This window comes from Acinetobacter sp. WU_MDCI_Abxc222 (assembly GCF_025514755.1).
Taxonomy (GTDB): Bacteria; Pseudomonadota; Gammaproteobacteria; order Pseudomonadales; family Moraxellaceae; genus Acinetobacter; species Acinetobacter geminorum.
Window position 1 is genome coordinate 215,053 of the sequence record NZ_JAHPVG010000002.1, and the last position, 12,074, is coordinate 227,126.

Genomic DNA, 12,074 nt, shown 5'->3' on the forward strand with positions numbered 1-12,074 from the left:
CATGAATACTATTGATATTACGAATTCCTTAGAAAAGGATAAGTTAGTGAATACTGAACAATCTCAATTTACAGATAAATCGCTGAATCATGGCACTTCGTATGTTTCGCATTTTGAACCACATACTTCAAAAAAGCAGAACTCAAACGAAATCAAAATTAGTGCACAAGATGCCCATGTTTATTATGGTGATTTTGAAGCTATCAAGGGTATTGACCTAGATATTTACCAAAATGAAGTGATTGCATTTATTGGTCCTTCAGGTTGTGGTAAATCAACCTTTCTTCGTACGTTAAACCGTATGAACGATACGATTGATGGTTGCCGCGTAACAGGTAAAATTACCCTCGATAACCACAATATTTATGATCCAAATCTAGACGTTGTATTATTGCGTGCTCAGGTTGGTATGGTGTTCCAAAAGCCAAACCCATTCCCTAAATCTATTTTTGACAACGTGGCTTATGGGCCTAAACTTCACGGTTTAGCGCGTGATAAATATGACCTTGAAGAAATTGTTGAAAATAGCTTACGTAAAGCTGGTTTGTGGGATGAGGTTAAAGACCGTTTGAACCAGCCAGGTACAGGTTTATCAGGTGGTCAGCAACAACGTTTATGTATTGCACGTACCATTGCTGTTAGTCCTGAAGTGATTTTAATGGATGAGCCGTGTTCTGCACTCGATCCAATTGCAACAGCAAAAGTAGAAGAACTTATTTCTGAATTGTCGAATCAATACACAATTGTGATTGTGACTCACTCAATGCAACAAGCGGCACGTGTTTCTGATCGTACTGCTTATTTCCATTTAGGTGATTTAATTGAAGTCAATTCAACTGAAAAAGTCTTTACTCAACCTGACCATCAGTTGACGGAAGCGTATATTACTGGTCGCTTCGGTTAATTAATAAACAATAAAAGAAAAAGAGCCACGTGCTCTTTTTTTTATTTTATAAATGAAAATGACTCTATTTTGCAAAATCGCTATTGAATTTTAGTCAAAAGGACCACATCTTAAGGCTATAAAGATAAACTTATGAGCTTAGAATTTTATGTTATTCCATTTGCCTAAACTCCCTGCGGAAATACGTGTCAGCCATTTAAATGCACGTGTCAATGAACAGAGAAAAAAAATTGCGCAAACTACGGCAAGCCGTTTAGAACTTTTACAATTAGCTCAACAACTTGCTAAAGAAGCTAAAATTCGCCGTAAAAATAATCAGAAAATTTTTGTTTTAGATTTCAAAGGCGATATTCAAGCTTCGGCAGTTGAAAACTTGCGTGAAGAAATTACCCTGATTTTAGCAACTGCTAAAGCAGGACGTGATCGTATTGTAGTTCGTCTTGAAAGCCCAGGTGGTATGGTGCATGGTTATGGTCTAGCAGCAGCTCAGTTGGTGCGTTTACGCGATGCAGGTTTTCATTTAACAATTTGTGTTGATAAAGTCGCTGCAAGTGGTGGCTATATGATGGCATGTATTGCAAATGAAATTATTGCAGCACCGTTTGCTATTGTGGGTTCAATTGGCGTGGTTGCTCAAGTTCCAAACTTTAATCGTCTTTTAAAAGAACACAATGTGGATTTTGAGCTTTACACAGCAGGGCAGTATAAGCGTACAGTCACCATGTTTGGTGAAAATACGCCTGAAGGTAAAGCGAAGTTCGAAGAAGAACTGCAACAAACTCATGTCTTATTTAAGCACTTTGTAGAAAAGTATCGCCCACAGCTTAATGTTGATAAGGTGGCGACAGGTGAGCATTGGTATGGTGAAGATGCCCTAGATCTGAACCTTGTTGATAAATTACAAACATCTGATGAGTATTTATTAGCTTTATTACCGCAACATGATGTGTATGTGATTAATACACGTAAGAAAGCAACCTTAGGTGAAAAGCTGGGTTTACAAGCAGCGCAAATGGCAGATAGTTTGATTCCTACTGTAATCGGCAAAGTAATGGAAAGCCTAGCAAAAGCGAACACGACGCTTGTACAAGTGCGTGATCCAAAACTATAAGTTTATATAATTCAAATGTTATAAAAAGACCAGCTTAAATGCTGGTTTTTTTATAAAATTAATATTCAAAATTGTCTGATTAAATGTGCTTAGATTTTTAATGGAAAGTAAAAAATAAATGTTGATAAATATAATTTTTGAATTGTGATAACCACATGGTTTTGATATTTTAAACAGCAATAAAATAGCTTTTAAATGAAATATTTAAAAAGTTAGACATTTAAAAATATAACTGAAATTTAGGACAGGAAATAATGACAAGAATAATTGTAGCATCCAAAGAGGGTTTGGACGTTCTGCAAGATGGTCAGCTCAATAAGGTCGTGTTAAGTAAACCTTCTATTATTCAAATTGGCGTAAGTCAAAAAGATATAGCATCGGTGGAAAAACAAGGTGGAAGTCTAGTCGTCCATTTAAAAAATGGAGAGACTATTGTCTTAGAAAATTTCTTTAATGAAGTAACGAATACGACAGAACATTCACTTGTTCTTCCGACTGAGCATGGAAAATTTGTTGAGGCACAATTTGATGCTCAAGGTAAGGTGATCGACTATACAGGTTTAAACCATGTCACAGATTTAGCCTATACCAGCACGAGCCAACCAGCCTCAACAATGGCAGTTGATGATTCCCCAACTTTTTCGATGGGTAACGTGCTAAAAGCAGGTTTGGCTATTTTAGCTGCTGAAGGTTTATATCTTTGGGCTTTTGATAATGATGACAAAGATGACTCGCCTGTTAATGTTCCAACCACTGCGAAACCAACAGAAGTAAAACTTGCAGATGATGCTGTTACGGTCACTGGTAAAGCCGAAGCTAATGCAAAAATTTATATTAAAGATTTAAGTGGAAATGTAATTGCTTCAGGTAACGCAGATGCAAGTGGTAATTTTACGATTAAGCTCGATAAACCTTTGACAGATGGAAATAAATTAAATGTTTCAGCTCAAAGTGAAGGTGGCAGTGAGTCCACTGCTGCTTCGATTACAGGTACCAAAGATACAATTGCTCCAGATGCTCCCCAAACTCAGCTGAGTGATGATGGCTCATTGGTAACTGGTAAAACTGAAGCAAATGCAAAAATCACGGTTTATGATGCTAGTGGTAATGTATTAGGCACTGTAACTGCAAATAAAGATGGTATTTTTTCTTTAAAGCTTACTCCTCCATTGACGAGTGACGCGGGTGGAAAAGTTATAGCTGAAGATGCTGCAGGCAATAAATCTGAACCAACTAAAATTATTGCCGGAAAGGATACTTTCGCTCCGGATGTACCTTTAGTTGAAGTCAATAAAGAAGGTACCACGGTTGAAGGACAAACTGAGCCTAATGCAAAAGTTCATATAAAAGATGCTGATGGTAAAGTAATTGGTACGGGTACCGCAAACGCTCAAGGCGAATTTCAAATTACGCTTTCTCCAGCATTAAAAGAGTCACAAAAGGCAACAGTTGTTGTTGAAGATGCAGCAGGTAATACCTCTAAACCTTTAGAAGTTTCTCCAAGTTATGACTCTATTGCACCTGATAAACCTGTTGCTCAAATTAATGCTGATGGCACAACCGTAACAGGTACAACCGAAGCAAATGCAAAAGTTGAAATTAAAGATACGGCAGGTAAGGTCATTGGTACGGGAACAGCAGATGCAAATGGAAAATTTACAATTACGATTTCGCCTGCTTTAACTGATAACAAACATGCTTCAGTTGCGGCTATTGATAGTGCAGGAAATAAATCTGAGGTTCTTGATATTATTGGTACTAAGGACACAACACCACCTGCAAAACCTGTTTTAAACAGTGTGGATGATGATGTTGGTGCTCTAAAAGGTGCGATTACTGCTGGTTCAGAAACTGACGATGCAAGACCAAAGCTGACAGGCTCAGGTGAGGCAAATGCAACTTTAACCATTTATGATAATGGTGTTGCTATTGGGATTGTAAATGTAAGTAGTAGTCGATCATGGAGCTTTACACTCGATAAAGACTTAGCAATTGGTAAACATACGATTACTTTAACTCAAACAGATGCAGCAGGCCTTACAAGTGAAGTGAGTTCACCATTTACGTTTTATGTGGTCGCTCCAAAGGTTACAAGTTTAAGTGAGGTAGCTGTTGATACTGCTCATACAGAAACTGTATCTGTTGCTGATAGTGTTGGGTTAAATACATTAAAGTTAGTACAAAGCACAACAAATGAAACGGATAGCCAGCAGCAGAAATCTGTGCCAATAGATGATTTGTTAAAAAGCTCTACGTCTAGTGAACCAGACCCAATTGAAACTCTTTTGTCTTCAGCGGCATTAAAGCCTACTCAGGTAAATGATCAGAGTGATATAACTACGAACGCTAGTAATATCACTGCCAATCTTGAGCATGTTTTACCTGATACAACTTCTTCAGTTTTACAAAGCCTTTTAGAACAAACCTATCCTGTTGTCTAAAGTGATCTTAAAAAAAGCGCTCATTGAGCGCTTTTTTATTTATGAGTTATTTGTTTTAGATGGAAGCATCAGTGCAAGAAGTCCATAGAAAATTGCACCAATGGTCGCTAACAGCATATCTTTATGGGCATCCCACATATCGCCTTGTTGCCCATTATAATTTTCGGCTTCTTCGGGAGATAATCCAATAGCAATTGCCCATTCAATAAGTTCATATAAAACACTTGATGCCATTACAAATTGAACTACTAATAAAAAAAGACTGAATGGCTTTACTGATGGTAACCACACTTGAAACACGCGATAAGTAAGAGGGTAGAGAAAAATACCATAGGCAAGATGAACCAAACGATCATACATATTACGGGACCAACCCATGTATTGATCTAAATTAAAATTGAATACCTGTTGTATCCAATCATTGTATGGAACGTATGAATAAAGGTAATGTGCGCCAACAATATGGATGAGCAAAAACAGCAGATAGAAAGTAAAACTTAAAAAATCGAGTCCAATCTTCTTAAAAATAACAAAGAGCAAAATCAACATAAACACTGTGCCCGCTTGATGAAGTAAATAGGCTTCAAATTCAAGAGGCTGAATAGCTGAAATGACAATCGCAATCAAAAGCAAGCCAAGAGCAATATAGTGTTTAAGTTTGAATTGTTTTTCGATCATTTTATGAAGTCTTTATTGTGATTTATATGAGTGTAATAAAAAAGCGAAGCCTAAGCTCCGCTTTTTGTAAACTTTTTAATTAGATTTTGCTAATTAAATCGTTAATTTGTTTCGCTTGTTCAGCTGCATTACCTGTGTAAGTTGCAGGCGTAAGTTCAGCTAAGCGCGCACGTTCTTCGCTTGGTACTTGAGAAAGCTCTTCACCATTTACGAAATTAACCATCATGTCACGCGTCATTGCTTGACCACGAGTTAATGCTTTTAATTTTTCGTATGGTTTTTCAATGTTGTAGCGACGCATTACAGTTTGAATTGGTTCAGCTAAAACTTCTTGAGCTTGGTCTAAATCTTCATTTAAACGGTTTGCATTTAACTCAAGTTTACCAACACCTTTTAAGCACGCATCGAAAGCAATTAAGCTTTGTGCAAAACCAACACCCATATTACGTAATACAGTTGAGTCAGTTAAATCACGCTGCCAGCGTGAAATTGGTAATTTTTCACCTAAGTGAGCCAATACTGCATTTGCAATACCTAAGTTACCTTCAGAGTTTTCAAAGTCAATTGGGTTAACTTTGTGTGGCATGGTTGATGAACCAACTTCGCCTTCTTTCAATTTTTGTTTGAAATAACCTAAAGAGATGTAACCCCATACGTCACGGTTAAAGTCGATTAAAATCGTATTGAAACGACGTAACGCATCAAACAACTCTGCCATGTAATCATGTGGTTCGATTTGAGTTGTATAAGGGTTGAATGCTAAACCTAAAGATTCAACAAAAGCTTGTGCGTGAGCAGCCCAATCAACATCTGGATAAGCAGAAAGGTGAGCATTGTAGTTACCTACAGCACCATTGATTTTGCCAAGTAACTCAACGTTTTCAAATTGTTTGATTTGACGAGCTAAACGGTATGCCACGTTCGCCATTTCTTTACCCAAAGTTGTTGGGCTAGCAGTTTGACCGTGTGTACGAGACAACATTGGTTGTTCAGCGTGAGTCGTTGCCAAAGCAGAGATTGCATTAAGGATTTGCTTCATGCTTGATACTAAAACTTCACGACCGTTTTTAAGCATAAGCGCGTGAGACAAGTTGTTGATGTCTTCAGAAGTACATGCAAAGTGAATGAATTCACCCGCATTTTGTAATTCAGCGATACCAGCAATTTTCTCTTTTAAGAAATACTCAACTGCTTTAACGTCATGGTTAGTCGTACGTTCAATCTCTTTAATACGATTTGCATCTTCTTCAGAGAAGTTGCTAACAATTGCATCTAAAGCTGCATTTGTTTCGTTTGAAAAAGGTGCAACTTCAACAATTTCCGGACGGTTAGAAAGTGCTTGTAACCAACGCACTTCTACAGTGACACGAGCATGGATTAAACCAAACTCAGAAAGAAAAGGGCGTAGCGCATCACATTTGCTGGCATAACGCCCATCTAATGGTGATAGTGCGGTTAAAGCGTTCATAACGATTCCTTAATGTTGGAATAAACATAAAACTAAAAAAATCTCGTTCATAGTCTTAAACGACTTGGTACTGTAAACGAGCAAGTGCTTGAATATCCTGTAGCAATTTACGTTTGCTAAAAATCATGTTCCACGAACTACCGCCGAGTTGTCGCCATAAATGGGCCATTTGTAAGCCAGTAAACAGACAAGCACGGATGCGGTTAGTATGGTTGGTATCTTTAAATGCTTCTGCATTACCACGAACTAAAATGCGTGGGTTAATCTGGCCAGCCGTATCAACGTAAGTTTGCGCTAAATTGGCTAAAATGCTCGGGTGTAAGTAGTTATTATCAAAAAAAGACAGCTGTTTTAAAATTTTCTGCTGAGCTTTTTCAATGATTGCGACATATTCAGGATTGCTATAAACCTTTTTTTCTAGCTGTAAGAGCGACATCGCATAGGACATTGGCAATTTGGCCGTGCCCATTTTTGGAAGGCGAGACTTAGGCATGTTTGAAAAAGGTTGAGTAATACAATTTTCGAGTGTTTTAAGCCCTAAAGAAATATCTGCTAACTGATTAAAAAAATCTAAGGTTTGAACACCATTGTTGGCTGTAGGGCGAATATTTAAACTTGCTTTGATTAATAGTTCAAAATAGAAGTTACCACTTTCACCAATACTTTGCTGACCCGTCATGGCTGTCATATGGGTGAGCTGGGTGGCCTGAAATACCCCAGCCAAGGCAAGGGCACGGTTTTGGCGAACATTCAAGGCTTGTGATTGTTGAAATGGTAACTCCACCATGCCATTCATTCCCTTAAATAAAATTTGGTGTAGGGGCATTTGTATGGTGAATGACACCCCCGCCTAAGCAAACTTCATCTGAATAAAATACAACGCTTTGACCCGGTGTAACAGCACGCTGCGGTTCATCGAACTCAACGCGAACACCGTGTTCAGTGTTTTCATCAATAAAAATTGTACATGCCTGATCAGGTTGGCGATAACGCGTTTTAGCTGTACAGCGTAATCCTCCAACTGGAATATTTTGTTCACCAGCTACCCAGTCAATTGACTCACTCCACAGTTGAGTACTTTGCATGAGTGGATGTTCATGTCCCTGACCAACAACGAGGCGATTATTGGCCAGATCTTTATGTAGTACGAACCATGCACCTTCAGCTGCACCTTTCAAACCACCTAGACCAATTCCGCCACGTTGACCGAGCGTATAGTACATCAGACCGTGATGTTCACCAACTTCTTTACCTGTATCAAGTACAATTTTCCCAGGCTGAGCGGGTAAATATTGTTTAAGGAAGTCATTAAAACGACGTTCCCCAATAAAACAGATTCCTGTTGAGTCCTTTTTCTTGGCTGTAGCAAGATCAAGTTCTTCAGCAATTCTGCGAACTTCAGGTTTTTCGATTTCGCCTACTGGAAATAATGTTTTATTAATTTCTCTACCATGAACAGCGTGCAAGAAATAGGTTTGGTCTTTATTGTTATCTACACCACGTAATAATGGTGCGTATGCTTCGCCTTTAGAGTTATATGCAGTTTCACCACGGCGTGCGTAATGACCCGTTGCGATGAAGTCTGCACCTAAAGTCATAGCATGATCTAAAAATGCGCGGAATTTAATTTCTTTATTACATAAAATATCTGGATTTGGCGTACGACCAGCAGCATATTCAGCTAGGAAAAGTTCAAACACTCGATCCCAATATTCCATCGCAAAGTTTGCTGTATGCAGCTTAATACCGATTTTATCAGCTACTGCTTGGGCATCAGCTAAGTCTTCCATTGCCGTACAGTATTCCGTGCCGTCGTCTTCCTCCCAGTTCTTCATGAAAAGACCTTCAACTTGATAACCCTGTTGAAGTAAAAGTGCTGCAGAAACAGAAGAGTCTACACCACCAGACATACCGACGATGACACGTTGTTGCATAGGACTAGGCATCCAAATGAGAAGTTAATGAGGGAGAGAAGGGGTGCTCATAAATAAGCGATAAAGGATAATGGTGGCCTTTCATAGCATCTTCAACTGCTTTTAGCACAAGAGGGCTGCGGGCACGGGCAGATTCTTTAAGTTCATCGGGTGTCATCCACACAGCAGCGATAATACCTGTGTCGAGTTGAGGATCACTTTCAACCTGAGTTACATGTGCTAGAAAACAGAAACGGTAATAAGTGCGATCGGGAAACATTGGCGGGGTATAAGTATAAATACCAAGCAAGGCATCAATTTCAACATGATGGCCTGTTTCTTCAAGTGTTTCTCGAATGGCAGCTTCTGTTAATGACTCACCACATTCCACATGACCGGCAGGTTGGTTAAATACTGTGTGTACAAAGCCCTCGCTATGTTCTTCTACAAAGAGATAGCGTCCGTCTTTTTCTACGACTGTAGCAACAGTGACATGAGGAGTCCACGCGGCCATAAAAAAGCACCATGATTTAAAAGACGTATAATACGAAATTTAGGGGTTTTTGGCTACGGTGATCTGCTAAACGATATGAGCAATACGACAAAACCATATCGTTTAAAAAGCAGAATTTTTATTACTCATAATCAAGATAGATAATTAATCCTGATTTGCTTGTGCAGCTTTATGATTATTTTGCACTTTTACATAATGTCTTGCTGAATAAGGAAGAAACGCCAGTTCTTTTTCAGTCAATGGTCGCACTTGTTGTACAGGGCTTCCTACATAGAGATAACCGCTTTTTAAGACTTTGCGAGGCGGAACTAAACTTCCTGCACCAATCATCACATCATCTTCAATAATCACGTCATCTAGAATAACGGTGTTGATTCCGACTAAAACACGGTTGCCAATGGTACAGCCATGTAAAGTCACATGGTGTCCAACCGTTACATCTTCACCAATAATCAGAGGTGAGCCATTCGGTTTGGCATCATTTTTATGGCTTACATGCAACATACAATGGTCTTGTACGTTACTGTTTTTGCCAATTTGAATACTATTTACGTCACCACGGATGACTGCAAAAGGCCAGACAGAAACATTTTCAGCTAAGCTAACGTCACCAACCACAACAGCCATTTCATCGATATAACATGTTGTATCTACTTGAGGGTGGTGTTCAAGATAAGGACGAATGTTCTTTGCCATAAGTAGTATCAAAATAAAATTTAGTCGAATTATAAAATAAAAAAGCACTCAGGCTAAATAGCATGAGTGCTTAATTCAACTATTCTAAAATTAGAATAAGTTGCTGAAGAATTGCTTGATATGGTCGATTAAACGAGCAAAGAAACCTGCTTCTTCAACTGGCTTTAATGCAACTAACGGCTTTTCAGCAATTACTTTGCCATCTAGGCTAGCAACAAGTTTACCCACAACTTGACCCTTTTGAAGTGGTGCATTTAAGTTAGGTTGAACTACTAACTGAGTTTTAATGCCATCAGCTTTACCTTTAGGCATAGTCACACTAAAGTTTTCAGCCAAACCGACTTGAACTTCATCTTCTTTACCAAACCAAACTTTTGCTTTTGCAAGAACTTGATTGGCTGGTTGAACATTTGCAGTTTCAAAGTTTGCAAAGCCCCAAGCCAATAATGCACGTGTTTGATCAGCACGTTCAGACATGCTTGGAGTACCAAAAATCACTGAAATTAAACGCATTGGACCGCGTTTACTTGACGTTGTTAAGCAGTAACCTGCTTCATCTGTATGGCCTGTTTTTAAACCATCTACACTTGGATCTGTATAAAGCAAGGCATTACGATTACCTTGTTTAATACCATTAAAAGTAAATTCTTTTTCAGAGTAAATTGGATAGTATTTTGAACTGTCTTTAATAATATGTTGCGCTAAGACAGCCATATCTTTTGCAGTTGAATAGTGACCTTCAGCTGGCATACCAGTTGAGTTAATAAACTGGGTATTTACCATGCCGATACGTTTTGCTTCCTGATTCATCATGTGAGCAAACGTGCCTTCATTTCCGGCAATATGTTCAGCCATTGCTTTTGATGCATCATTACCTGACTGAATAATAATACCGCGGAGCATTTCTAGAACGGTCGCTGTACCGTTTAAAGGAACATACATACATGATTCTGAACTACTTCCTTTACACCATGCAGACTCGTTCATACGAACCTGCTCATTTTCAGTGAGTTCACCTTTTAATAATTTTTGTTCAATGATGTAACTAGTCATCATTTTTGTCATAGACGCAGGTGCAAGCTTTTCGTTTTCATTTTTAGAAGCGAGAATCTGTCCTGTCTCATAATCCATTAATACATAAGACTTATTATTTAATTCTGGCGGAGCTGATAAGACAGTTGCTGCATAAGAAAAACTTGGTAAGAGGAGTAGTGCAGCAATAGCGCTTTTTCGAGTCATTCTAGGTAATTCCAATATCTTGTATGAAGCAGAAGAGCCTAGCATTTTAGGATAAAGCAAAGCCGACTTCTACGGGAGAAGTCGGCTTTTTCAAACAGTATTGTAACTCAAGAGTTTTTTACTAATTTAGTTTTGCGATTGATATGCTTTCACGTCTTGGCAAACTAATGTGTTTTGTTCATCACCGGCAGCTTTCGCATCGCTACGTGCTTCTTTTAAGTATTTCTTGAAAGCTTTGTCTTTACTACGTTTTTCTAATGCAGAAACAGCATCAGTTTCATTTGGTAGGTAGTCTTTCACTAAACGTTCATAGCCTTGAGCAAAATCAGCGTCTTTTTTACCAATCAAACTTGGACAAATTTCAGAAAGTACTTGAATTGCAGCTAATTCTTCAGGAGTTGTACCTTGTTGTGGAGTGACTTCAACAACATTTTCATTTTCGGTTTTCTTTTCAGTTGTTTTCTTCTTATCAGCAGCAAAACCAACTGTTGCCATGCTCATAAGTAAAACCAAAGAGAGCGATTGAACTAAGCTTTTCTTCATAAACATCGATAACCCGAAATAAAATTTTTAAATATGTCGTTAGCTTAACCAATTTAGAGTTTAAAAAAATGAAAAAAATGTATTGTTATGTTGGTTTTCTGCTTAATACCAAGCAGGAAACCAACAGTGAATAAAGCTCTAGCCTAAAAGAGTAATATCTATTCCTTATAATTGACGATCTCTTCGCAGAGCTCATGTTGCTCATGATGGTCCATTTGTTTTGCGGCAAGACGTGCTTCATTTAACAGATTTTTAAATTCATCATCGTTTTGTAGCGTCGCTAAGGTCATTGATTTATTTGAATAACCGCTTAAATACATCGCAATAATTTTTTGAGCATTTGACTCAAGTTTTTTATTTGTTCCGACGAAAGCTGGGCAGATTTCCTGCAAAACTTGTGTTGCGGCAATGTCATCTTTAATTAAGCTATCAGCCTCTTGTGTTGAGATGTCCTCATCTGCAAAAACCGCTTGCGTACACAATGTGATACTGATCCCCAATACCTGAAAAAAAGGAGCAAAAGTTTTCATTTTTTCACAATTTTATAATGCTATGGAGGCATAAATA

General features: G+C 38.3%; 12 protein-coding genes. 3 read left to right on the forward strand and 9 right to left on the reverse strand.

Features of this window, described 5'->3' with window-relative positions:
- Nucleotide 1: 1 nt before the first annotated feature.
- From pstB to blp2, 3 genes are all read left to right on the forward strand, one after another.
- Nucleotides 2-904 carry a phosphate ABC transporter ATP-binding protein PstB gene (gene pstB, locus KTJ10_RS05015; protein WP_005067963.1) on the forward strand — a complete coding sequence of 301 codons (903 nt, stop codon included), beginning with the start codon at nucleotides 2-4 and terminating at the stop codon, nucleotides 902-904.
- Nucleotides 905-1,052: 148 nt separating this feature from the next.
- Nucleotides 1,053-2,015 (forward strand): protease SohB, encoded by a 963-nt coding sequence (sohB, locus tag KTJ10_RS05020; RefSeq protein ID WP_005067965.1) that lies wholly within the window; start codon nucleotides 1,053-1,055, stop codon nucleotides 2,013-2,015.
- A gap of 254 nt (nucleotides 2,016-2,269) precedes the next feature.
- Nucleotides 2,270-4,456, forward strand: coding sequence for an Ig-like repeat protein Blp2 (gene blp2 / locus KTJ10_RS05025; protein ID WP_262441483.1), 2,187 nt, complete (start codon nucleotides 2,270-2,272; stop codon nucleotides 4,454-4,456).
- 39 nt (nucleotides 4,457-4,495) lie between these two features.
- Here the strand turns inward: blp2 and KTJ10_RS05030 are convergent, their stop codons facing one another.
- From KTJ10_RS05030 to KTJ10_RS05070, 9 genes are all read right to left on the reverse strand, one after another.
- The gene (locus tag KTJ10_RS05030; protein WP_017387269.1) at nucleotides 4,496-5,134 is read right to left on the reverse strand and encodes a DUF2238 domain-containing protein; all 639 of its coding nucleotides are present in this window, start codon (nucleotides 5,132-5,134) and stop codon (nucleotides 4,496-4,498) included.
- Nucleotides 5,135-5,213: 79 nt separating this feature from the next.
- Nucleotides 5,214-6,602 (reverse strand): adenylosuccinate lyase, encoded by a 1,389-nt coding sequence (purB, locus tag KTJ10_RS05035; protein WP_032063059.1) that lies wholly within the window; start codon nucleotides 6,600-6,602, stop codon nucleotides 5,214-5,216.
- Nucleotides 6,603-6,657: 55 nt separating this feature from the next.
- Nucleotides 6,658-7,389, reverse strand: a complete 732-nt coding sequence (gene hflD / locus KTJ10_RS05040) for a high frequency lysogenization protein HflD (protein ID WP_002118587.1) — start codon at nucleotides 7,387-7,389, stop codon at nucleotides 6,658-6,660.
- A gap of 13 nt (nucleotides 7,390-7,402) precedes the next feature.
- Nucleotides 7,403-8,536, reverse strand: coding sequence for a tRNA 2-thiouridine(34) synthase MnmA (mnmA, locus tag KTJ10_RS05045; RefSeq protein WP_032004497.1), 1,134 nt, complete (start codon nucleotides 8,534-8,536; stop codon nucleotides 7,403-7,405).
- Between the two features lie 4 nt (nucleotides 8,537-8,540).
- Complete coding sequence (locus tag KTJ10_RS05050) at nucleotides 8,541-9,029, reverse strand: NUDIX hydrolase (protein WP_032063058.1); 489 nt, start codon at nucleotides 9,027-9,029, stop codon at nucleotides 8,541-8,543.
- A 144-nt stretch (nucleotides 9,030-9,173) separates the two neighbouring features.
- Nucleotides 9,174-9,725: a gamma carbonic anhydrase family protein gene (locus tag KTJ10_RS05055; protein ID WP_014207309.1), complete on the reverse strand. Its 552-nt coding sequence runs from the start codon at nucleotides 9,723-9,725 to the stop codon at nucleotides 9,174-9,176.
- Nucleotides 9,726-9,815: 90 nt separating this feature from the next.
- Nucleotides 9,816-10,964 carry a D-alanyl-D-alanine carboxypeptidase PBP5/6 gene (dacC, locus tag KTJ10_RS05060; protein ID WP_130173467.1) on the reverse strand — a complete coding sequence of 383 codons (1,149 nt, stop codon included), beginning with the start codon at nucleotides 10,962-10,964 and terminating at the stop codon, nucleotides 9,816-9,818.
- A gap of 126 nt (nucleotides 10,965-11,090) precedes the next feature.
- The gene (locus tag KTJ10_RS05065; RefSeq protein WP_016806044.1) at nucleotides 11,091-11,513 is read right to left on the reverse strand and encodes an MCR_0457 family protein; all 423 of its coding nucleotides are present in this window, start codon (nucleotides 11,511-11,513) and stop codon (nucleotides 11,091-11,093) included.
- Nucleotides 11,514-11,665: 152 nt separating this feature from the next.
- Nucleotides 11,666-12,037, reverse strand: a complete 372-nt coding sequence (locus KTJ10_RS05070) for an MCR_0457 family protein (RefSeq protein ID WP_086265400.1) — start codon at nucleotides 12,035-12,037, stop codon at nucleotides 11,666-11,668.
- Between the last annotated feature and the right edge of the window lie 37 nt (nucleotides 12,038-12,074).

What these genes read in the sequence shown, in the direction of transcription:
- purB (WP_032063059.1), bottom strand. Translation starts at nt 6,602, where the DNA reads ATGAACGCTTTAACCGCACTATCACCATTAGATGGGCGTTATGCCAGC.
- KTJ10_RS05070 (WP_086265400.1), bottom strand. Translation starts at nt 12,037, where the DNA reads ATGAAAACTTTTGCTCCTTTTTTTCAGGTATTGGGGATCAGTATCACA.
- sohB (WP_005067965.1), top strand. Translation starts at nt 1,053, where the DNA reads ATGTTATTCCATTTGCCTAAACTCCCTGCGGAAATACGTGTCAGCCAT.
- hflD (WP_002118587.1), bottom strand. Translation starts at nt 7,389, where the DNA reads ATGGTGGAGTTACCATTTCAACAATCACAAGCCTTGAATGTTCGCCAA.
- dacC (WP_130173467.1), bottom strand. Translation starts at nt 10,964, where the DNA reads ATGACTCGAAAAAGCGCTATTGCTGCACTACTCCTCTTACCAAGTTTT.
- blp2 (WP_262441483.1), top strand. Translation starts at nt 2,270, where the DNA reads ATGACAAGAATAATTGTAGCATCCAAAGAGGGTTTGGACGTTCTGCAA.
- KTJ10_RS05055 (WP_014207309.1), bottom strand. Translation starts at nt 9,725, where the DNA reads ATGGCAAAGAACATTCGTCCTTATCTTGAACACCACCCTCAAGTAGAT.
- KTJ10_RS05050 (WP_032063058.1), bottom strand. Translation starts at nt 9,029, where the DNA reads ATGGCCGCGTGGACTCCTCATGTCACTGTTGCTACAGTCGTAGAAAAA.
- KTJ10_RS05030 (WP_017387269.1), bottom strand. Translation starts at nt 5,134, where the DNA reads ATGATCGAAAAACAATTCAAACTTAAACACTATATTGCTCTTGGCTTG.
- mnmA (WP_032004497.1), bottom strand. Translation starts at nt 8,536, where the DNA reads ATGCAACAACGTGTCATCGTCGGTATGTCTGGTGGTGTAGACTCTTCT.
- KTJ10_RS05065 (WP_016806044.1), bottom strand. Translation starts at nt 11,513, where the DNA reads ATGTTTATGAAGAAAAGCTTAGTTCAATCGCTCTCTTTGGTTTTACTT.
- pstB (WP_005067963.1), top strand. Translation starts at nt 2, where the DNA reads ATGAATACTATTGATATTACGAATTCCTTAGAAAAGGATAAGTTAGTG.